This is a genomic window from Eionea flava, from assembly GCF_055393785.1.
This window is the reverse complement of the sequence record NZ_AP036018.1, coordinates 447,399-467,500: the sequence shown is the minus strand read 5'-3', so window position 1 is coordinate 467,500 and position 20,102 is coordinate 447,399. Positions and strand designations below refer to the sequence as shown.

The following is a 20,102-nucleotide window of genomic DNA, read 5'->3' as shown; positions in this document are numbered from 1 at the left end:
AGAAACTTGTACTTTTAATCGATCTACCCACTGATCAACAATATCTGGGGTATTAAGCTTACGCTCCTGCGACTTAAAACTAGGATCACCAATCAATCCAGTCGCCCCACCGACTAGAGCAATCGGCTTATGACCAGCTTGCTGAAAGCGCTTCAAGGTTAATAGCGGCACTAAGCTGCCAATATGAAGACTGTCCGCCGTAGGATCAAAGCCACAATATAAAGTGCGTGGCTCTTCCGACAGATATGCATCAAAAGCATCTTCCCGAGTGATTTGGGCAATCAAGCCTCGAGATCGCAAATCAGCGATTAAATCTTTACTGGTCATTGTCATGATAAAGCCCTATAAAAACAAAAGAATATAGCCGACACAACGGCGGGATAAAATCAGGCGTCACCATACCTAAAACTGTTACAAAAACAAGCGAGATTTAACGTGAGTAAACGCGACAAATTAATATGGAAAGATTGCTATTTATGAACAAACATTGAATAATTGCTCTCAACATAAAGCAGTGCGTAAAAACTATAATGAAAGTCTTTGAAATGACTAAGAAAAATATAAAAAAAGATCCTATTACCAAAACAGTCAAGCTCTTTCCTAAAGGGCATTTATTGCTAGCTAGCGGATTAGCTAGCGCTTTACTGATTGTAACGATGGCGACTTATTCAGAAAAGTCGCCCACACGCGTGGTGGCATCAATTGATCTTCCACTTACGGCGAATACAAGAGTCAACATAGCTCTAGATCCGGCAACAGTAATCACCCAAAACGCCATCGAAGAGAGCAACAACACGATCACACCATTCAGTAATGATACTAACATCACTGTTGATAAAGAAACCCAACTCACCCTTGCAAGCGAAATGGAGCCCAGCAACGAGCCTCAAGCGGCAACTGCAACAATAACAACACAGCCAATATCAACACCGATAGACTGGCATACTGAAACTGTTAGACCCGGCGACAGCTTATCCTTCTTATTTAATCGTGCAGGATTATCTGATGTCGCACTGCATCAGTTTTTAAATAGCAATAAAGCCGCTCAATCATTGAAACGCATATTTCCCGGGCAAACTATAGATTTTAATATCGTCGATGGCGAGTTGAACGCCTTGCGCTATCGCAAAAATCGCTTGAATCATATTGAATTTATACGCACAGAAAAAGGCTTTACTGACAGTAAAATTGATATCAAGCCCGATATACATATTGCCTACCGCGAAGCGACTATCATTAACTCCCTCTTTCTTGCAGGCACCGATGCAGGCATAGAAGAAAGCAGTATTATGGAGCTGGCGAGTATTTTTGGCTGGGATATTGATTTCGCGTTAGATATACGAACCAATGATTCTTTCAAAGTTATTTACGAAGAGCGGTTTATCAATGGCGAAAAAATTGGTAACGGCCCTATCTTAGCTGCCGAATTTACCAACCAAAAGAAAACTTTTACAGCCGTTCGCTATACCGACCCCGAGGGCAACACCAGTTATTACACTCCCACCGGCAAGAGCATGAAGAAAGCATTCTTGCGCACGCCCGTTGATTTTGCGCGTATTAGCTCTCACTTTAACCTTAAACGTAAGCACCCTATTTTAAATCGCATTCGAGCCCACAAAGGAACCGATTACGCTGCACCTACCGGCACCCCCATCAAAGCGGCTGGAAACGGAAAAGTAGAGTTTGCAGGCACCAAGGGAGGCTATGGCCGCACAGTGGTATTACGTCATGGTCAAAGTTACAAAACACTGTATGCCCACATGCATAGATATGGCAAGGGCATCCGCACAGGCACTCGCGTTAAACAAGGGCAAATCATTGGCTACGTCGGTAAATCTGGCTTAGCAACAGGCCCTCATTTACATTACGAATTTTATAAGAACGGCGTGGTACGCAACCCTGTAAGAGTGGAACTACCAAAGGCAGAATCAATATCCAAGTCATTACTCGCTAACTTTAATTTAGAAACGCAGCCATTAATGGCAAAATTAACTGATTTTAGTAATAACACGCAATTGGCACTATCTAAATCTGCATCCACAACGCAGTAAATATGGACAATTACTATATTGGCTTAATGACAGGCACAAGTGTTGATTCACTCGATGCGGCGCTGGTTCAACTACCCGATGATGGCACATGCCAAGTCATCAGCACACACTCTATACCTCTTCCTGATGACATCCGGCAATGCGTTAAAGACTTAGTTAAGCCTGGCGATAATGAAATCGAGAAGCTTCGATGGCTTGACCAGCAAATTGCTAATTATTCCTGTGAAGCAATACATCATATTTGCCAAGCGAGCAACATACCGACACGCACTATCACTGCTATAGGAAGCCACGGACAAACCGTTCGGCACTACCCCAGCTCACCGCATGCTCAAGGCTATAGCTTACAAATGGGTGACCCCAATATTATCGCTGAAGTAACAGGCATTACTACCGTAGCTGACTTTCGACGAAGAGATATTGCCGCAGGAGGACAAGGCGCGCCCTTAGTACCCGCCTTTCATCGTGCCGTATTCCATTCGCCAGCTGAAGATCGTATTATCTTAAATCTCGGCGGCATTGCTAACATCACTCACCTTTGTTCAACGGATAGCGCTAATAATATTCTCGGTTACGACACCGGCCCAGCAAACACTCTTCTGGATAACTGGTGCTGGAAACATCAATGCAAGTCTTTTGATCACAACAGCGAATGGGCACTATCAGGCACCTGTAACAAACCCCTTCTTGAGCTTTTATTGTCAGATGCTTACTTCGCTAAAGGCTTTCCCAAAAGCACAGGGAGAGAACTCTTTAACGTAGAGTGGTTAACGCAAGCACTAGAAAAACTCAACCATAAACACCGAAACACATTATTACCGGAAGATATACAAGCCACTTTGCTGGAATTAACCATAAGCAGTATTTGCAAGGAAATAGAAAGCGTCGACAGACATCAACAGGCCAGTGTATATGCCTGCGGTGGCGGGGCTAACAATGAGGTGTTGATGCAAAAACTGGGAGATCGCATGCCTTCAAGAACGGTATCGACCACCCAAGTATTAGGTATAGATCCCAACTGGGTCGAAGCCATTGCATTTGCTTGGCTAGCGAAGCAAACCATGGAAAGAAAGGCAGCTAACTTACCATCAGCTACAGGGGCAAATAAGGAAGTCATTTTGGGAGGGATTTACTTAGCGCCGTAACAGAGTAACTAAGCGCAAAAATAGGTACATAATTAGAAATAAACGTAATTTTGCTGATCTAGCAGCCTTTTAACTGCCGTAGGACCAAAGGGTACAGTACCAATAAAAGAATGAATGCTGGAGCGGCTACGTCCCATAATTCCCGCCTGAGTTTCACAGACTCGAACATCCACAACACCGAATGCGCTGAGCTGAGCGGCTAAATCCACTATCTTTTTGTATTCTTCATACTTGTCTTTAAAAAAAATCTCAACTTCAGGCCCATGCAAAATAATAGATATGGGGGCAGCACCCTGGGGCAAGCGGCCTTCTGCATATAATTTTTCTACTCTCTCTAATGCATCAGCCACTTCTTCTGGAGAATCATTTAAGATTCGCGCAACATAACCATTGGCATTTTCAGAAGCGAGAGGATCATCTGTTTGCGCATAGGCATGTATGGGCCAGCAAACAATGACAACAAAAATAACAAGTAATTTACGCACAACAAAAAGATTAAATGGAAAAAGAAGAGCCGCAACCACAAGTGGTTTCAGCATTCGGATTATCAACAACAAATTTAGAGCCTTCTAAATTCTCTTTATAATCGATTTGCGCACCAACAAGGTAGGCATAACTCATACTATCAACGACGACGGTGACATCATCTTTGGTAATGATAGCATCATCATCTGCAGCTAATTCATCGAAGGTAAAGCCATATTGGAAACCCGAACAGCCACCACCAGTAACAAAGACTCGCAATTTTAGATCAAAGTTATCCTCTTCTTCCAACAACGACCGCACCTTGTGAACGGCATTATCAGAAACCATTATAGGCTGAGGGGTAAATACTTCGGGAGAACTCATACTCGGCTTATACCTCGATAGTGATTCCTAGTGATCTAGGAAAACAATGCGAACGAAACTTATCAATGCATTATGTACATTGCCGAGTATTTTAGTCAAGTATTATGCTTTACTGGGAACTGTATCAATAGGCAAAGATGCACCCACACCTTTTTTAGCGATGTTAGCCGGAGCCGACTGAAGCTTAGGCTTTGCTGATAGGGGTTGAGCACTATACACCAAGCTACCATTCACTTGAGCGCCTTTAACAATTTCAATCAACGAATAATGCACATTGCCGTTAATCACTGTTTTAGCTGCCAACTCTATATGCTTGCTTGAGTAAACATTACCCGTTACCGAACCGTTAATCACCAAGGTAGGCACGCGGATTTCACCTTCAACCTTACCGCTTTCCAATACTCGCGCCTGTGCATTATCAGCATCAACTGCATAGATATTACCCTTAACCTGCCCTTCGATCATTAAGGTACCAGAAAAGTGTAAATCACCTACAATTTCGGTGTGCTTTGATATTAACGTGGTGCCACCCGCCGCAAAGGCGGCCTTTTTTTCTTTTTTACCGAACATACCACTACTCGCTTTTTGTTGTTATCCAGTTGAAGGTTTTTTCTATCAGTGTTTTTCTAGGCTTGAGTGAGACAATCTTAAGCTCTATACGTTCTGGGTTGAATGCACTAGGCAAAATAATTTGCCCTTCCAACCGTTGAAAGTATTTGAAGTTTAGCTTAATTTTTTCAGTTGTAACGGTAGATGATAGCTGAGATAGTGAAAAGCGCTTCTTTTTCCCCTCATCATTAGTACCAACAACGATAAACTCTAAATAACCCACAACCTGAGAGCGATTAGCGGACTGCTGTTTAACAACCATTTTATAGTCGTAAGTATTCGGAATACCGCTCGCTAAAGTAATGGATGGCACCTCTACCGAGATCCCTTGATCATCACTCTCTGGGCGCATAAGATCACGATAAAACGTATTATCCCTCTCTAATTCAGCAATGCGATTGTTAAGCTCAACAACCTCTGCTCGCACTTGTTCAGTCGCCTTACGGTCAACGTCTGACCCCAAACGTAAATTGGCAATTTGCTGATTTAATAGGCTCGCCTCACTTTTTGCGTCGGCATACTCCTTACGCAAGTGGTCACGCTCAGCAATTGCACTACCTTCCAATACCGTACCTCGATAATAGCCACTGTAATAACCAACCAACGTCAGCACAGCAACCACTACTACAATAACTGCCCCCAGCAGCCATGGCCGATAAGGGCGATAGGGAACAACCGCCAAATCAAATTCAGGACTAGGTTCAACCGGTGGCATATCTGTATTTCCTCAGAAAAATCATCTATTTCAGTTCGAGAATATCGTCATTAAGGGAGTAGAGCAACTTGCTGCAAGCCTGCTTGCTCATCAAAACCGCACATAATATTCATATTTTGTACCGCCTGACCCGAAGCCCCCTTTGTGAGGTTATCAATCACAGACATAACCACAACCGTATCACCGCCCTGAGGTCTCGCAATAGATAAACGGCACATGTTTGATGATTTTACCGAGCGCGTTTGAGGGTGAGAACCGGCGGGCATCACATCCACAAAAGGCTCATTCGCGTAACGAGACTCGTATAGAGATTGCAGATCGACCGTCTGGCTTACTTTTAATCGCGCATATAATGTGGAGTGAATGCCTCTCACCATTGGCAGTAAATGAGGCACGAACGTGAGTTCAGCCGCGTTATCATTTTCATCGATATTGTCCGCCTGTTTTTGAAAGCCACGCAAGCCCTGCTCTATCTCAGGCAAGTGGCGATGCCCTGCAACGGCATACGCTCCAAAGCTATCGGATACTTCAGCATGCAAGGTGCCTATATTGGCCTGCCTACCTGCACCACTGGTACCGCTCGCCGAATTGGCAATCAGCGTTTTGGGGTCGACAAGATCATGCTCTAACAAAGGTAACAAGCCAAGTTGCACTGACGTTGGATAACAACCCGGGCACGCAATTAATTGAGCATTCTGAATACTTTCTCTATTAACTTCAGGTAAGCCATAAACCGCATGGGGCAGCAAAGCCTCGCAACCATGGGGCTGCCCGTACCATTGAGACCATAACTCGGCGTCTTTAATTCTAAAGTCTGCCGATAAATCGATGATTTTCACACCCTTCTCATATAGCTCAGGCACTAACTTATGCGCCACGCCATGAGGTGTTGCAAAGAATACAACATCACATTGAGATAGTTGCTGATTATCCGGTGCGGTAAAGCGGAGCTCACAATGCCCTCGCAAATTAGGATAAATGTCGGCAATAGCTACACCCTCTTCGGAACGCGAAGTGATCACAGCCACTTCAATATTTGGGTGATTAACTAACAAACGCAACAATTCAACACCGGTGTAACCTGTGCCGCCAACAATACCTACTTTTACCATGACTCTCTCTGTATGTTCTCAATTAACGAATGCAATAACACTGCTTGGAAAGCTATGATAAATCAATCAACAGACGATCACAAAATAAGCTGAAAAAATAATCGCCCCCATCCAACCACACCCCTATTCAACGATCGTGAGTGAAACCTCCGCTCTAACGGTAAAGGAACGCCTTATCATTCAGTTATCTTGCTAATAAGAATAACTTTATGTAACGTTAATGGCATTAGACAATAGCAATGATAGCGAGTAGCAACATATAAAGGGTTAACTATGCTTTGGGTAAAGTCGTTCCACATTATCGCGGTCATTTGCTGGTTTGCCGTACTGTTTTACTTGCCACGGCTGTTTGTTTATCACGCAATGAGTGAAGATAAAATCAGCAAAGATCGCTTTATTATTATGGAGCGTAAATTAATCCGTGGAATTGGCAATCCATCGATGATCGCCACACTACTATTAGGTGCATGGTTAACCTCTTACCATTGGATCTACTATCAAGCTAGTCTATGGTTTTGGCTGAAGCTCTCGGCCGTCGGCGTACTTGTCGCCTACCACGGGACATGCATTTATCTATGGAAGCAATTTTGTCAGGACAATAACCAGCGCTCCCACATTTTTTATCGTTGGTTTAATGAATTTCCTGTTTTACTGTTAATTATTATCGTTTGCCTCGTTGTCGTGAAACCCAGCTAATGTATTTACACATAGTCAAAAGACATCTTCAAAGCACACAACATATCATCACCCTTTATTAACATTTCATCTTACGGCTCGATAAAGAGCGCATAAAAAGGTTTTTACATGAATCGTTCTGAACAACTGTTTACTGAAGCGCAAGACCACATTCCCGGTGGCGTTAATTCTCCCGTACGTGCTTTTAAAGCCGTAGGTGGCACTCCCGTTTTTATACAGCGTGCAGAAGGAGCTTATTTATTTGATGAAGATAATAAACGCTACATCGATTATGTACTGTCTTGGGGGCCGATGATCTTAGGCCATGCTTATCCTCCCGTGATCGAAGCGGTTAGAGCAGCGGCACTAAATGGTCTTAGTTTTGGTGCGCCCACTCAGATAGAAACAACGCTCGCTGAACGTATTTGCGACATCATTCCCAATATGGATAAAGTACGATTTGTGAATTCGGGAACCGAAGCCACCATGAGTGCGATTCGGCTTGCAAGAGGAGCAACCGGACGCGACAAAATTGTAAAGTTTGAAGGCTGCTACCACGGACACTCTGACTCGTTACTCGTCAAAGCAGGATCAGGCGCACTAACATTTGGGGTACCAAGCTCTCCCGGCGTGCCTGATAGCCTTGCCGACCACACGATTACACTCAACTACAATGATAGCGAGCAGGTCGAGCAGCTTTTTGCCGACATAGGAAAAGAAATCGCCTGTATTATTGTAGAGCCTGTCGCAGGCAATATGAATTGCATCCCCCCCGTTAACAATTTTTTACAAACCTTACGCAAGGTTTGTGACGACAGCGGCGCCCTGCTTATATTTGATGAGGTGATGACAGGCTTTCGCGTTCATCCTAACGGCGCGCAAGGTTGTTACGGTGTTGACGCCGACTTAATTACATTAGGTAAAGTCATGGGCGGAGGAATGCCCGTCGGCGCTTTTGGCGGCAAACAAGCCATTATGGATCAGATCGCACCGTTAGGGCCCGTATATCAAGCGGGAACATTATCGGGAAACCCTGTCGCGATGGCGGCCGGCCTCGCCAACCTTGAAGGCTTAACACAGAATAATTTTTATGAACAACTCTTTGCCAAAACGAATACCTTAGTCGATGGCTTACAAGAGCGCGCCGATGCTGCCAACATCCCTTTTACCACCAATCATGTGGGTTCCATGTTTGGTTTCTTTTTCTTAAAAGACGCTAACGACAGCAAACCGGTAACAAATTATCAGCAAGTGATGAACTGCAATATTCCTCGCTTCAACCAATTTTTTCATCTTATGTTAGAAGAAGGTGTTTACCTTGCCCCCGCCTCTTATGAGGCAGGTTTTACCTCGATCGCTCATAGCGATGCTGATATTCAAGCAACCTTGGATGCCGCTGAGCGGGCGTTTGCGCAACTATAAGCCTTCCTTACATTGATAGGCCGTTTTAAACAACACTAACAATCATACGAGAACATCTAGCGATGGAAAACTTAACATTGCCAAGTCCATTAGTGAGTGCCAAATGGTTAAAAGAAAATCATCACCACCCACAATTAATTATTCTAGATGCCAGCGCCCACATGCCGGGCTCCGACCGTGATGCAATGGCAGAGTGGAAAAATAAACACATAAAGGGGGCACGTTTTTTTGATTTTAACAATGCCATTGCAGATACCCTCTCGTCTCTACCGCACATGCTTCCCACGCCCGAAATATTTACTCAGGAAGCGCAAGCATTAGGCATTAATCAAGACAGTATTATTGTGATTTACGATAGCCTTGGCATATTTTCTGCGCCAAGGGCGTGGTGGATGTTTATGGCAATGGGCCACACTCAATGCGCCGTACTTGATGGCGGTCTCCCCGAGTGGGAAAAGCAAAAAAACGCAACGCACCGTGCGGAAAAAACTGCAATATTTAATACGGGCAACTTTGTTGCTCAATATCAATCTGATTGGATCAAAGATAAAAACCAAATACTCCACGCCAGCCAATCACACTCAGCAACCATAATCGATGCACGCTCTCAAGCACGGTTTGATGGCCATGCAAAAGAGCCGAGAGAAGGATTAATTAGCGGACACATTCCACACTCGATTAACTTGCCGTTTACCGAATTGCTGGAAAATGGACTATTTAAGCCAACAACCGAGCTACGCGAGAGAATAAACCAGTGTTATGACAACAAAGGGGGGAACAATAAAAGCGACGAGGCCAACCAACCGCTATACGCCACTTGTGGCAGCGGGATTACCGCCTGTATTATTGCCTTTGCTGCTCACCTTGCGGGCATTAAAAAAATTGCGGTTTATGACGGCTCATGGTGTGAGTGGGGAGACCCCAACAACCACCTTCCGATTGATACTACGACTGATTGATCCACTGCCAAAAACCCACAACAGCGATAATAAAGAGTCCACTATGCAATCACCATTGATTATTCACAACGATGAATCAAACGAATATTTTTTTGAGGAAGGCTGCTATATATTAGAGGTGTCAAATTCAGAAAAAGACGCAGGACTTTCGGTCGCTAGAGCACGATTAACACCTAATACCGAAACACGCCTGCACCGATTAAATAAAACCATTGAGCGATATATTATTGTCAGCGGTAACGGCGTGGTCATTATTCCCGAGAACTGTCCTCAAATGATCCGCAATACCGGAGATGATGATCTTATCTTTTTAGTTGTCTGTACGCCGCGTTTTTTACCTGAAAATTATTACGACGTTTAAAAAATTCTAGAAGGCTAATTGGTTAAGTACCTTATAATCTTCACTGCCTTTTTTAGCATAACGTAAACCTTGCTGAGCAAAATAAGCGGATTGATTAGTGTCATTGAGCTGCTGATAAGCGCGCGCTAACACCACATAGAATTGCGTATCCTTACGATCAATGCGCAAGCCTTTTTCGGCCAAACGAATAGCCTCCTCCGACTCACCGGCTGCCAGATGTTTTTGTGCCGATAAACGTAATTTTTTCTGTAACGGAGAAACGCTTTGTTCATTAACAGAGCGCACAATCGACACACTATTTTCCGGTGTTGCTTTTTCGGCATTGCGCGTGCTTTTGTTTTCAGCATGACTAGATGACGATAACACACGCTCTTTCGGCGATGATGTTGGACTAGGTATCGTACCTGCTGCATCGCGTATAACAACCTCATTCGGCGAAGAAGCACAGGCCGTAAGTAACACCACAACGCCACCTAAAAGAAGCCTATTACATTTTTTTATATTCTTGTCTTTCATATGTATTTTCTTACTCACGATATATGTACTTTCTTACTCACGATAGTTGAGTACATTAACTTTGCTTAAGCCAACGGGGCTTAAACGAGAACATCTTAAGTGAACAAACAATAGTAAACCCATTTTCTAGCGCATACCTCTTTCTTGCGTATCGGATTGTCGTGTATTCGCATCAGAAGGCTTGCTTGTCACAGCATCATTCAACCATTGTTTAAACCATCCAGTGACCGACCGGCCACCCGTCTGACAACGAGGGCTTTGCTCAGGCTGAGAGCCTCGAATATAAGGAACCAAAATAGCCCCTTCGCAATTTTCTGTACTCAACAAACCATCACGGCTATCCGCCCAATAATACGCAATATTATCAGGTTGCTCACTTCTCAATGACTCTGTCGACAATGCGCTAAATACGTCCGCCCATATCGGTAACGCCCCTGAGCTCCCCGTATAAGATGTCGGTGTATTATTATCCGCACCCACCCATACAATGCCCAAATGATCTGCACTGTAACCCGCAAACCAACTATCGCGCTGACGATTAGTGGTTCCCGTTTTTCCTGCGACAGCCAAGCTATCCGGCAGTTGCTGATAAGCACGCCGGCCTGTACCCATACGCATGACAGCTTGCAAATTATAATGCATTAAATAAACCGCATCGGCATTCAACCGAGGTTCGCTTTTTAGAGGATAACGACTCAAACGTGCATGGCTGGCATCAAGCACATCACGAATCGCACGCAGGGGCGTATACACACCATCAGCCGCCAACGTGTGATACAAGTGGCTCAGTTCCAGCGGTGACAACTCTAACGAACCCAATAATAACGACGGTAAAGCCGGAACTGATTGCTCAAGTCCAGCCGCCTTTAAAGTCTCAATCACATGACGTAAGCCTACCTCCATTCCCATACGAGCGGTTGACTGATTGTACGAATACGCTAACGCTTGATACAACGGGATATTCCCGTGAGACTTTTTATCAAAATTCTTTGGCTGCCATTGCTTGCCCGTGTCGAGAGGAATAGTCACAGGACTATCATCCAGTAACGTACTTAACGTGTAACGATTGGGCTGTGAAAGCGCAGATAAGAACACAAAGGGCTTAACTAACGAACCAATCGAACGTTGCATATCGACGGCTCGATTAAACCCACTATAACGCGGGTTTTTATCACCGACTAAGGCCACAATTTCTCCACTGCCCACTGCGGTAACGACTGCAGCACCTTGTAGTACTTGCTTCTTGGTTCTCGGCGTAAACTGCGACAAGCGTTTAGACACAGCACTTTCGGTAATGGCTTGCACACCAGGTGACATGGTCGTAAAAATTCTTAAGCCTTCGCTTTGTAAATCGTCTTGGTCATAATCGCGTTGTAACTGTCGTTTAACGACATCAAGAAACGCAGGGTAATCACCTAAGCGCAATGTGCTTTTTTTAACGACACCTAACGGCATTGCGGTATATTTTTTATAATCTGCAGCCGTCAACAATCCACTATCAGCCATCAGTTTTAATACCGTATCACGGCGGTTTTTGGCACGCTCAGGATGACGCCAAGGGTTATAGTACGATGCGCCTTTTACCGTACCTACCAATAACGCTATTTGGTGCGGCTGCAAACGATCCAAGGCACGATTAAAATAGTGTTTAGATGCCAATCCAAAACCATGAATCCCCCTTGGGCCACTTTGACCTAAATACACTTCATTAATATAGGCTTCCAATATATCCGCTTTTGAGTAATGCAACTCTAATAATGGTGCCATTAAAGCTTCTTGTATTTTTCGGCCTACGTTTTTATCTTGCGTGAGATAAAAGTTTTTCACTAACTGTTGCGTTAACGTACTGCCACCCTGTACAAAGCGCCCGGCTTTAATATTCGCTAACATGGCACGCGCGATGCCTCGAAAAGAAATCCCGTGATGATTGGCAAAATCCTTATCTTCTACTGCAATTAACGCCTGTCCCAATAAAGGAGGTGTATTTTCTAGCTGCACAAGAATGCGATCTTCCCCGTGACGAGGATAAATACTACCAATCTCTTGTGGCTCAATACGCACGGTTAAATCATCGTCTGCACCCACAACACGAGACACCTGAGAAGCTACAGACTGTTGACTCAACGTTACTTGGTAACGTGCAGCAACTTCTGCTTTATCAGGGAAGACAAAGTCTCGTGTAAAAATCGTATAAGTTGAGCCTTTAATTGCATACTGTCCCACATCATACACTTGTTTCACATGCCGATAGCCCACGCTATTTAGCTCACGTTTTAGCTCTTCGGGGTTTAGTAATAAGCCTTCATAAATCTCTAGTGGTCGTGCATATACACGTGCAGGAATCGCCCATTTTTTGCCATTAAATTTTTCTCTTACCTGCACATCCAACATCACAAGCCATAAGCAAAACACAATAAAGATAACAGCGAATAGCTTAAAAAGCGTTACCCACGAAGGCAGGAAACGCTGCCATAACGCAGACGATTTTTTGCTCCGTGATTTTCGTTTAGCAGGCGTTTTTTTAGTCGGCTTCTTTTTAGATGCTGGTTTTTTAGCAACCGCAGCGCAAGGGAGCAATATAGGGGGTAATATAGAAAACACTATAGAACGTAAAATTAAATAGAATGAAGACAGCATAGCAAACGTATGAATAACTCATAATAAAGAGTGGATATGCCTCATTATACGACGTAGCGCATATCATTTGGTCTTTACTTTATAGCGTCACACCGGATAATAGCTCGCCTAATAACAAATCTGCTGTCACTACGGCATGATTACCTATTCATTGATTTAAAAAGGTCTTATATGTCCACTTACCATATTTACGGCATCGGCGCCGCACTTGTCGATACAGAAATTACCGTCAATGACAGTGATTTAGCTACCTTCGGCATCGACAAGGGGGTGATGACCTTGGTAGACGAAACGCGTCAACACGAGCTCATCAACTTACTTTCTGATCATCTCACCACCTCAAAGCGAGCGAGCGGTGGATCGGCAGCTAATACTATTATCGGTGCGAGCTATTTTGGTGCGAAGACCTTTTATTCTTGTAAAGTCGCTAACGACGATAACGGCAGTTTTTATCTTAACGATATGCAAGAAGCGGGTGTTGATACTACCAACACTGAAAAAGAAAATGGCATTACAGGTAAATGCCTTGTCATGATTACGCCTGATGCAGAGCGCACCATGAATACCTTTTTAGGTATAAGTGAAACCGTATCAGTTAATGAATTAAACATAGAGGCATTAAAGCAATCGCAATACGCCTATATAGAAGGCTACTTAGTCACCTCTGAAACCGGTAAAGCTGCCGCTATTGAATTGCGTAAACAAGCGCAAGTAAACGGTATTAAAACCGCATTTACGTTATCTGATCCTGCCATGGTGCAATTTTTCGCCGATGGCTTAAAGGAAATGATCGGAACAAAAGTAGATCTACTCTTTTGCAACCAAGACGAAGCATTAGGTTTTACACAAACCGAAACGCTCGCTGATGCCATAGAGGCTCTTAAAGTATACGCCAACGAATTTGCCATTACTTTGGGCGATCAAGGCGCACTCATTTACGACGGAAGCTCTTTAATTAAAATTGCCGCTAACGAAGTAACCGCCGTAGACTCCAATGGTGCTGGCGATATGTTCGCGGGTGCATTTTTGTATGCCATCACCAATGGTTATAACTATACACAAGCGGGAGAGTTAGCAAGCGCAGCGTCTGCTCAAGTCGTTAGCCAATATGGGCCGCGTTTAAAACCAGAACAGCATAGAGACGTATTGCAGCGCATTTTAGGATAGCTGACCAACAAGCATCGCCCTGCTCATTTAAAAACGAGTAGGACGATGACTTATTTATTGTCTTCGTTATCACTCTTGCTCAACAAACATATTTTTTGGATTAAGAATCACATCGAGCTGCTCTCGTTTAAGCAGCCCTTCACTTTCAACCAAATCAACAATGCTTTTATTCTCGGCTAACGCTTGCTTCGCAATACGGGATGAATTTTCGTAACCGATAAAGGGATTTAATGCGGTAATAATACCGATACTATTTTCTACCATACTGCGGCAATGTTCAGCATTAGCAGTGATACCGTTAACACAACGATGCTCTAACATTGTCATCGCACGGGTCATTAACCGTATCGATTCTAACAAGTGATAAGTAATTAATGGCTCCATTGCATTGAGCTGTAACTGCCCCGCTTCTGCAGCCATACTAATAGTGACATCGCTACCAACGACTTGATACGCTACTTGGCTCATCGCCTCAGGGATAACCGGATTAATTTTACCCGGCATAATTGAGCTCCCGGGCTGCTGCGGCGGCAAGTTAATTTCATGTAAGCCCGCGCGTGGCCCCATACTTAATAAACGTAAGTCATTCGATATTTTTGATAACTTAAGCGCTAATCGTTTTAATGCACTCGAGAATAAAACAAAAGCCCCCATGTCAGAACTGGCTTCGACCAGATCAGCAGCTTGCGTAAACTTAAAGCCCGAAATAGTCGCCAATTCTGCAATAGCTTTTTTACCATAACGGGGATCCGCATTAATACCTGTACCAATAGCTGTACCACCTAAATTGATCTCTAGCATTTTTTCCGAGAGACTCGAAATCAACAATACATCTTCTTCAAGGTTAGTGGCCCATGAAGCAAACTCTTGTCCTAAAGTCATAGGCACAGCATCTTGTAATTGTGTGCGTCCCATTTTAATCACGTCTGTAAACGTTTCCGCTTTATGAGAAAAAGCGCTCTTTAATGATTTGAGCGCATCAACTAACTCGTCATGGCTTAGCAAAATACCCAACCGTACCGCTGTAGGGTAAGCATCGTTAGTTGATTGGGATAAATTGACATCATTATTCGGGTGTAACGCGTTGTAATTCCCTAATGGCTCACCCATATATTGCAAAGCAATATTGGCAATCACCTCATTGGCATTCATATTAGTTGACGTGCCTGCACCGCCTTGAATCATATCGACAATAAACGCATCATGATGCTTATCATCCATAATATCTTGGCAAGCGCGAAGAATGACCTCTGCTTTTTTTTCGGCCAAGTTGCCCAACTCCGCGTTCGCTTTTGCGGCAGCCATTTTCACCATAGCTAATGCACGCACAAATTTAGGAAAATGATTAAGAGGCACACCGGTTAGTGTAAAGTTTTGTGTTGCACGCCAAGTTTGAATACCGTAAAGCGCATTATTAGGAATATCAGCTTCGCCCAATAAATCCTTCTCTGTTCGACTACCCGTTAATGGGGTATTGGTATTAGGTAACATATATCAACCTCAAAAAATGTTTTTATAAGGGTAGTCGAATTTACTGTAATAGGCGCTTATCTATGGTGCCAAAACACACACGCAGAATTTCACAAAACAATTGAGACGCCAAGCAGTACGAATCACTAAAAACCCTTTGAAAAAAGTGATTATCACTATTTCAAGAATAGAAACATAAACAAAAAGTAAAATCAAAAAGTGAAATCACCCCTTGAAAATATATTGAGTGACCTTAAATAGAAAAATAAGCAAGATAGCCCGATTCTACTTGCTTACAGGGTGTCTCCCAGAGAACCCTATTACTATTAATGATATTGCTTATAAGATGAGGATATACACAATGACTAGAATAGATTTAACTCCCCTTTACCGTTCCACTGTTGGTTTTGATCGATTTGGATCACTCTTAGACGCCGCATTTCAAACAGAAAAAGCGGCCGGCGGCTACCCGCCTTACAATATTGAGGCGATAGAAGAAAACCGCTATGGCATTACACTAGCGGTCGCAGGCTTTAAAGAAGCTGATATAGAAATAGAAACAGAAAATGGAGTACTTACCGTGCGAGGTAATCAGGCAGAAGATAAGCGAAACAGCAACCGTAACTATCTTCACCAAGGTATTGCCCAACGCTCATTCGAACGCAAATTTACATTAGCAGATCACGTCGAAGTGACCGATGCACAACTCGCTGACGGATTACTTAACATTACCTTAGTCAGAGAAATTCCAGAGGCAATGAAACCAAAATCGATTGCCATTAATGGTAATAAAAAATCTGCGGCCATAGCACACGATAGTGAAACTAAAAGTAAAAATGCAGCTTAACTATTAACAGCGGAAGACTGGCACTGTGTCAGTCTTCCAATCACAAATAGAAAGTTGACTAACGACTAGCAAAAGCTAATGCCACACCAAAGCCAACAAAAATACCTCCACCACAACGGTTAACGGCTCGCCCTCCCTTTTCAGAAGATAGCCAGTGACGCATACTTTTAGCAAGAAATGCGTAGACCATGTGTACCGCAACCACTAAGACACTATAGCTGACAACTAGCGTGACAAACTGTTGTGAATAGCTCACCCCCAATTGGATAAACTGCGGAAAAATCGACATAAAGAAAAACACAGCTTTGGGGTTTGTGAGCTGCATGCTAAAACCCGCTACGAACTGTTTGATCATGCGGATATCAGATGCTTTATTACCCTCTTCTTGATTGGAGAACGTAACAGGAGCGGAGCGCCATAATTTGACCCCCATATAAATTAAATACGCGGCACCGATATATTTCATGATACTAAAAGCCATCGTCGACGTTGCTAAGATCACTCCCACGCTCGTTGCTGAAACACCGGCAACAATAAAACTTCCCACAGCGATACCCAAAATACTACCGGTGGCGCCCTTAAAGCCATAGCGCAGCGCATTAGTGAGCGTAAGTAAGATCCCCGGGCCGGGGCTTAAAATGGTAATAAAGGCCACTAAAATAAAGAGCAGATAGTTATCCATTGATATTTCCCTAAAAATTGAACCGTCAACATCGCTAAACATACATGACACAAGAGGGTTGTTAGTCGCAAGTATCAAATAGCGATGCCCGACGAATATACGAATAAAACCTCAAGACAATCTCGCCATGGCCGATAGCCTTATATGATTAACGCTATGAATGTATGAACGAGAGCCGCCATGCAGCCAACCCAGCACTTATCCAGCTTACCACACACGCCAATATCCACGGCAGATACTGCAAAGCCAGATACAACAAAGCAAGACTCAACCGAAAAGGCGACACTCTCAGAAGCCAGTCATACACCACAAAAACCACTGCAATCGCAATATCGCTCCATCAGCAGTTATGCCTACTCGGTCAACATACAGTCACAAGATACGCAAAACCAACAAGGTAGCCTCACATACAGTGCTAGCCATAGTTTTGAAAGCTATTCTAGCCTATCCCTTGAACAGGTAAACAAGGTAAAAGAGGCGCCGCCATTACTCGATGGCGCAAGTAATATTTTGCAATTTATTGAACAACGAGTCGCCAATGAACAGGCTGCAGGCGCATCCTCAGAGGTGCTATCCGAACTATTAACTCAAGGTTTATCAGGCTTTATACAAGGTTTTGATGAAGCAAAACAACTACTTAGCCAAGATAGCGAATCAGACGATGGTTCATTAAATACCGCTGTCAGTGATTCTATCTCTTTGCTCTATGATCAGGTTGTCGAAGGCATCGCCAACTTACGACAAGCCTACCTAGGTGAAGCGGCAGAAACGTCAACAACGCCTGATCAAGTAACTCTGTCTAACACCCCTGCTGAACACGCACCCAACAACATACCAAAGCAATCAGAAAGTAACGTTCTTGCATCACCTATAGACACGCTATTACAAACGATGGATCAACCCGACACGCAACTTATTACGCTGCTGGACTCACTAGACGAAATGCAGTCTGTCAGTGAACATGTTGTCGAGTACTCAGAAAAACAGCAATTCTCATTTAGCTTAACCACAGCGGAAGGCGACGAAATTACTATTACCGCTGACCGCTCTTCTCACTTATCTAATGCATCGTATCAAGGCGCTTCCAATAATCTTGATATTCAGGCATCAAGTAGCCACCAGCAATTTACCTTTCAGGTAGATGGCGACCTCAACAAAGAGGAAGTCACTGCTATTAACGATTTACTCACACAGGTGATGTCGCTATCTGAGCAGTTTTATCGTGGCGATGTAGGCGCGGCTTACCAATCAGCATTAGAAATGAACTACGACAGTAGCGAGATCACCGCCTATGCCTTACAGCTAACACAGGTAGAAAGTTACCATGTCGCAGCGGTTTATGATGCAAACACATCAAAACAAAACGAGACACTCCCCAATCAATCTGCCGCACAAGATCTGCAGGCACTGTTTAAACAAGTCGGGGAATATACTCAACAGGTACTAGAAAGCATCACCAACCCAGACAACTATCAACAGATACATTATGCTCAAGTGATTGAGCAATTAGCCCAACAAATTGATCAGCAAATTACCAACAATAACGATTATACTTTTGGGCAATCGATTAGCGATGCTCGCGCTACCACACAACTATAGATAAATATTACCGAAAAAATATAGACACAAAAAAACCGAGTTAGTATAGCGCTACACTCGGTTTTTTTGTGGTTGCCTAATGGCGTCTAATTTATGCTTGCTGTGGCAAAGACTTTTTCAGAATAATGTAACCAAAAATACCCGACAGCAACGAACCTAAAATAATACCAATACGCTCATCAAATAACTTCTCGCCACCACCAAAGGCAAGTGAGCCGATAAATAAACTCATGGTAAAGCCAATACCACACAGGGCAGATGTACCATACAAACTTCCCCAGTTCATATCATTTGGCAAACGAGCTAAGTTCAACTTAATAAACAACCAACATAAACCAAAAATACCGACTTGTTTACCGACAAATAAACCCAGCGCAATACCCACCGGCACATCGTGAAAGAGCTGGTCCGCACCCATACCGCTAAAATTAATACCCGCATTAGCAAACGCAAACACAGGTAAAACAAAGAACGCCACTAGCGTATGCAAAGTATGCTCTAAACTGGTTACTGGCGAAATATCCGGGTTTTTAGTGCAGCGCATAGGAATAAACATCGCTAACACCACACCAGCCAACGTAGCATGTACGCCCGACTTTAAGGTGGCCACCCAAATAACAATACCAATTAATATATAGGGCATTCTTGAGACTACATTGCACCGGTTCAGTATCGCCAGTATAGGAACAAAACAAGCCACAACAATTAATGCAGTAAAAGAAATTTGTGACGTATAAAAAATGGCAATAATAAGAATAGCGCCAATATCGTCAAAAATAGCTAATGATGTCAGAAAAATTTTGATCGATACGGGTACACGTGAGCCCAACAAACTAAGCACACCCAATGCAAACGCAATATCCGTCGCTGCAGGTATTGCCCAACCTTGAGCCGCAATAGGGTCATCGTAATTAAAGTATAAGTACACCAGAGCTGGAACAGCCATACCACCAATGGCGCCGATCCCAGGGAGAATAATATTTCGTTTATCGGATAACTCCCCTTCCATTAATTCACGCTTTAACTCTAAACCCACTAGAAAGAAAAAGATGGCCATTAGGCCGTCATTAATCCATAGAAGCAAAGGCTTATCGATACTTAGCGTACCGACACGTATTTCCAGCGGTGTCGATAACAATAGCTCGTAATACGTAGACAAGAACGTATTCGCACAAATCATTGCTAGTACCGCTGCCGCCATCAATAAAATGCCGCTGGCAGGCTCTGATTTAAAAAACCGAGTAACAAGAGACCAATAATTATTATGTTGCATAAGCACCTTTTAT

At 43.6% G+C, this 20,102-nt stretch carries 20 protein-coding genes (1 of these 20 only partly in view); 9 read left to right on the top strand and 11 right to left on the bottom strand.

Annotated features, from left to right (window positions below):
• Positions 1 to 333, bottom strand: partial view of a tyrosine--tRNA ligase gene (tyrS, locus tag ACZ5O6_RS02110; RefSeq protein ID WP_447092286.1) — the start only. The gene continues 972 nt to the left of window position 1, outside the view; 333 of the gene's 1,305 nt are visible here — the first part of the coding sequence; its start codon is at positions 331 to 333; its stop codon lies off the left edge, out of view.
• A gap of 212 nt (positions 334 to 545) precedes the next feature.
• Between tyrS and ACZ5O6_RS02105 the strand changes: the two genes are divergently transcribed.
• Together ACZ5O6_RS02105 and ACZ5O6_RS02100 are read left to right on the top strand one after the other, a co-directional pair.
• Entirely contained in the window at positions 546 to 2,051 is a 1,506-nt protein-coding gene (locus ACZ5O6_RS02105) for an OapA family protein (protein ID WP_447092285.1), read from the top strand.
• A gap of 2 nt (positions 2,052 to 2,053) precedes the next feature.
• Positions 2,054 to 3,196: an anhydro-N-acetylmuramic acid kinase gene (locus ACZ5O6_RS02100; RefSeq protein WP_447092284.1), complete on the top strand. Its 1,143-nt coding sequence runs from the start codon at positions 2,054 to 2,056 to the stop codon at positions 3,194 to 3,196.
• A 32-nt stretch (positions 3,197 to 3,228) separates the two neighbouring features.
• On the opposite strand, the gene ACZ5O6_RS02095 is transcribed toward ACZ5O6_RS02100, so the two are convergent.
• The 5 genes from ACZ5O6_RS02095 to argC all read right to left on the bottom strand — a co-directional run bounded on the left by ACZ5O6_RS02095 (position 3,229) and on the right by argC (position 6,481).
• Positions 3,229 to 3,735, bottom strand: a complete 507-nt coding sequence (locus ACZ5O6_RS02095; protein WP_447092283.1) for a DsrE family protein — start codon at positions 3,733 to 3,735, stop codon at positions 3,229 to 3,231.
• Positions 3,692 to 4,045, bottom strand: coding sequence for an iron-sulfur cluster insertion protein ErpA (erpA, locus tag ACZ5O6_RS02090; RefSeq protein ID WP_447092282.1), 354 nt, complete (start codon positions 4,043 to 4,045; stop codon positions 3,692 to 3,694). The genes ACZ5O6_RS02095 and erpA overlap by 44 nt, the downstream gene beginning before the upstream one ends.
• A 102-nt stretch (positions 4,046 to 4,147) precedes the next feature.
• Entirely contained in the window at positions 4,148 to 4,615 is a 468-nt protein-coding gene (locus ACZ5O6_RS02085; RefSeq protein WP_447092281.1) for a bactofilin family protein, read from the bottom strand.
• 4 nt (positions 4,616 to 4,619) lie between these two features.
• Positions 4,620 to 5,369 carry a DUF6776 family protein gene (locus ACZ5O6_RS02080; RefSeq protein WP_447092280.1) on the bottom strand — a complete coding sequence of 250 codons (750 nt, stop codon included), beginning with the start codon at positions 5,367 to 5,369 and terminating at the stop codon, positions 4,620 to 4,622.
• A 50-nt stretch (positions 5,370 to 5,419) separates the two neighbouring features.
• A complete protein-coding gene (gene argC / locus ACZ5O6_RS02075; RefSeq protein WP_447092279.1) occupies positions 5,420 to 6,481 on the bottom strand; it encodes an N-acetyl-gamma-glutamyl-phosphate reductase in 1,062 nt (353 codons plus the stop codon).
• A gap of 273 nt (positions 6,482 to 6,754) precedes the next feature.
• Here argC and ACZ5O6_RS02070 point away from each other — a divergent pair, with 273 nt between their 5' ends.
• The 4 genes from ACZ5O6_RS02070 (at position 6,755) to ACZ5O6_RS02055 (ending at position 9,898) form a co-directional block, all read left to right on the top strand.
• Positions 6,755 to 7,177, top strand: coding sequence for a CopD family protein (locus ACZ5O6_RS02070; RefSeq protein WP_447092278.1), 423 nt, complete (start codon positions 6,755 to 6,757; stop codon positions 7,175 to 7,177).
• Between the two features lie 108 nt (positions 7,178 to 7,285).
• Complete coding sequence (hemL, locus tag ACZ5O6_RS02065; RefSeq protein ID WP_447092277.1) at positions 7,286 to 8,578, top strand: glutamate-1-semialdehyde 2,1-aminomutase; 1,293 nt, start codon at positions 7,286 to 7,288, stop codon at positions 8,576 to 8,578.
• Between the two features lie 62 nt (positions 8,579 to 8,640).
• Positions 8,641 to 9,537 carry a 3-mercaptopyruvate sulfurtransferase gene (gene sseA / locus ACZ5O6_RS02060; RefSeq protein WP_447092276.1) on the top strand — a complete coding sequence of 299 codons (897 nt, stop codon included), beginning with the start codon at positions 8,641 to 8,643 and terminating at the stop codon, positions 9,535 to 9,537.
• A 43-nt stretch (positions 9,538 to 9,580) separates the two neighbouring features.
• Complete coding sequence (locus tag ACZ5O6_RS02055; RefSeq protein WP_447092275.1) at positions 9,581 to 9,898, top strand: cupin domain-containing protein; 318 nt, start codon at positions 9,581 to 9,583, stop codon at positions 9,896 to 9,898.
• A gap of 6 nt (positions 9,899 to 9,904) precedes the next feature.
• Here the strand turns inward: ACZ5O6_RS02055 and ACZ5O6_RS02050 are convergent, their stop codons facing one another.
• Both ACZ5O6_RS02050 and mrcB read right to left on the bottom strand, forming a co-directional pair.
• A complete protein-coding gene (locus tag ACZ5O6_RS02050; RefSeq protein WP_447092274.1) occupies positions 9,905 to 10,414 on the bottom strand; it encodes a tetratricopeptide repeat protein in 510 nt (169 codons plus the stop codon).
• Between the two features lie 126 nt (positions 10,415 to 10,540).
• Positions 10,541 to 13,051, bottom strand: a complete 2,511-nt coding sequence (gene mrcB, locus ACZ5O6_RS02045; RefSeq protein WP_447092273.1) for a penicillin-binding protein 1B — start codon at positions 13,049 to 13,051, stop codon at positions 10,541 to 10,543.
• Positions 13,052 to 13,222: 171 nt separating this feature from the next.
• Between mrcB and ACZ5O6_RS02040 the strand changes: the two genes are divergently transcribed.
• Complete coding sequence (locus ACZ5O6_RS02040; RefSeq protein ID WP_447092272.1) at positions 13,223 to 14,218, top strand: adenosine kinase; 996 nt, start codon at positions 13,223 to 13,225, stop codon at positions 14,216 to 14,218.
• Positions 14,219 to 14,287: 69 nt separating this feature from the next.
• On the opposite strand, the gene ACZ5O6_RS02035 is transcribed toward ACZ5O6_RS02040, so the two are convergent.
• Positions 14,288 to 15,709 (bottom strand): aspartate ammonia-lyase, encoded by a 1,422-nt coding sequence (locus ACZ5O6_RS02035; RefSeq protein ID WP_447092271.1) that lies wholly within the window; start codon positions 15,707 to 15,709, stop codon positions 14,288 to 14,290.
• A 340-nt stretch (positions 15,710 to 16,049) separates the two neighbouring features.
• On the opposite strand from ACZ5O6_RS02035, the gene ACZ5O6_RS02030 reads away from it, so the two are divergent.
• Positions 16,050 to 16,535, top strand: a complete 486-nt coding sequence (locus ACZ5O6_RS02030) for an Hsp20 family protein (RefSeq protein ID WP_447092270.1) — start codon at positions 16,050 to 16,052, stop codon at positions 16,533 to 16,535.
• Between the two features lie 58 nt (positions 16,536 to 16,593).
• Here ACZ5O6_RS02030 and ACZ5O6_RS02025 read toward each other — a convergent pair whose 3' ends face one another.
• Positions 16,594 to 17,217, bottom strand: a complete 624-nt coding sequence (locus ACZ5O6_RS02025) for a LysE family translocator (protein ID WP_447092269.1) — start codon at positions 17,215 to 17,217, stop codon at positions 16,594 to 16,596.
• Between the two features lie 180 nt (positions 17,218 to 17,397).
• Between ACZ5O6_RS02025 and ACZ5O6_RS02020 the strand changes: the two genes are divergently transcribed.
• The gene (locus tag ACZ5O6_RS02020; RefSeq protein ID WP_447092268.1) at positions 17,398 to 18,816 is read left to right on the top strand and encodes a DUF5610 domain-containing protein; all 1,419 of its coding nucleotides are present in this window, start codon (positions 17,398 to 17,400) and stop codon (positions 18,814 to 18,816) included.
• Between the two features lie 91 nt (positions 18,817 to 18,907).
• On the opposite strand, the gene nhaA is transcribed toward ACZ5O6_RS02020, so the two are convergent.
• A complete protein-coding gene (nhaA, locus tag ACZ5O6_RS02015) occupies positions 18,908 to 20,089 on the bottom strand; it encodes a Na+/H+ antiporter NhaA (RefSeq protein ID WP_447092267.1) in 1,182 nt (393 codons plus the stop codon).
• Between the last annotated feature and the right edge of the window lie 13 nt (positions 20,090 to 20,102).

Bases quoted from the DNA above. Each gene is read 5' to 3' on its own strand.
- ACZ5O6_RS02085 (WP_447092281.1), bottom strand. From the start codon at position 4,615: ATGTTCGGTAAAAAAGAAAAAAAGGCCGCCTTTGCGGCGGGTGGCACC.
- ACZ5O6_RS02105 (WP_447092285.1), top strand. From the start codon at position 546: ATGACTAAGAAAAATATAAAAAAAGATCCTATTACCAAAACAGTCAAG.
- ACZ5O6_RS02050 (WP_447092274.1), bottom strand. From the start codon at position 10,414: ATGAAAGACAAGAATATAAAAAAATGTAATAGGCTTCTTTTAGGTGGC.
- ACZ5O6_RS02020 (WP_447092268.1), top strand. From the start codon at position 17,398: ATGCAGCCAACCCAGCACTTATCCAGCTTACCACACACGCCAATATCC.
- ACZ5O6_RS02095 (WP_447092283.1), bottom strand. From the start codon at position 3,735: ATGCTGAAACCACTTGTGGTTGCGGCTCTTCTTTTTCCATTTAATCTT.
- sseA (WP_447092276.1), top strand. From the start codon at position 8,641: ATGGAAAACTTAACATTGCCAAGTCCATTAGTGAGTGCCAAATGGTTA.
- hemL (WP_447092277.1), top strand. From the start codon at position 7,286: ATGAATCGTTCTGAACAACTGTTTACTGAAGCGCAAGACCACATTCCC.
- mrcB (WP_447092273.1), bottom strand. From the start codon at position 13,051: ATGCTGTCTTCATTCTATTTAATTTTACGTTCTATAGTGTTTTCTATA.
- ACZ5O6_RS02055 (WP_447092275.1), top strand. From the start codon at position 9,581: ATGCAATCACCATTGATTATTCACAACGATGAATCAAACGAATATTTT.
- ACZ5O6_RS02030 (WP_447092270.1), top strand. From the start codon at position 16,050: ATGACTAGAATAGATTTAACTCCCCTTTACCGTTCCACTGTTGGTTTT.
- nhaA (WP_447092267.1), bottom strand. From the start codon at position 20,089: ATGCAACATAATAATTATTGGTCTCTTGTTACTCGGTTTTTTAAATCA.
- argC (WP_447092279.1), bottom strand. From the start codon at position 6,481: ATGGTAAAAGTAGGTATTGTTGGCGGCACAGGTTACACCGGTGTTGAA.
- ACZ5O6_RS02100 (WP_447092284.1), top strand. From the start codon at position 2,054: ATGGACAATTACTATATTGGCTTAATGACAGGCACAAGTGTTGATTCA.
- ACZ5O6_RS02080 (WP_447092280.1), bottom strand. From the start codon at position 5,369: ATGCCACCGGTTGAACCTAGTCCTGAATTTGATTTGGCGGTTGTTCCC.
- erpA (WP_447092282.1), bottom strand. From the start codon at position 4,045: ATGAGTTCTCCCGAAGTATTTACCCCTCAGCCTATAATGGTTTCTGAT.
- ACZ5O6_RS02040 (WP_447092272.1), top strand. From the start codon at position 13,223: ATGTCCACTTACCATATTTACGGCATCGGCGCCGCACTTGTCGATACA.
- ACZ5O6_RS02035 (WP_447092271.1), bottom strand. From the start codon at position 15,709: ATGTTACCTAATACCAATACCCCATTAACGGGTAGTCGAACAGAGAAG.
- ACZ5O6_RS02025 (WP_447092269.1), bottom strand. From the start codon at position 17,217: ATGGATAACTATCTGCTCTTTATTTTAGTGGCCTTTATTACCATTTTA.
- ACZ5O6_RS02070 (WP_447092278.1), top strand. From the start codon at position 6,755: ATGCTTTGGGTAAAGTCGTTCCACATTATCGCGGTCATTTGCTGGTTT.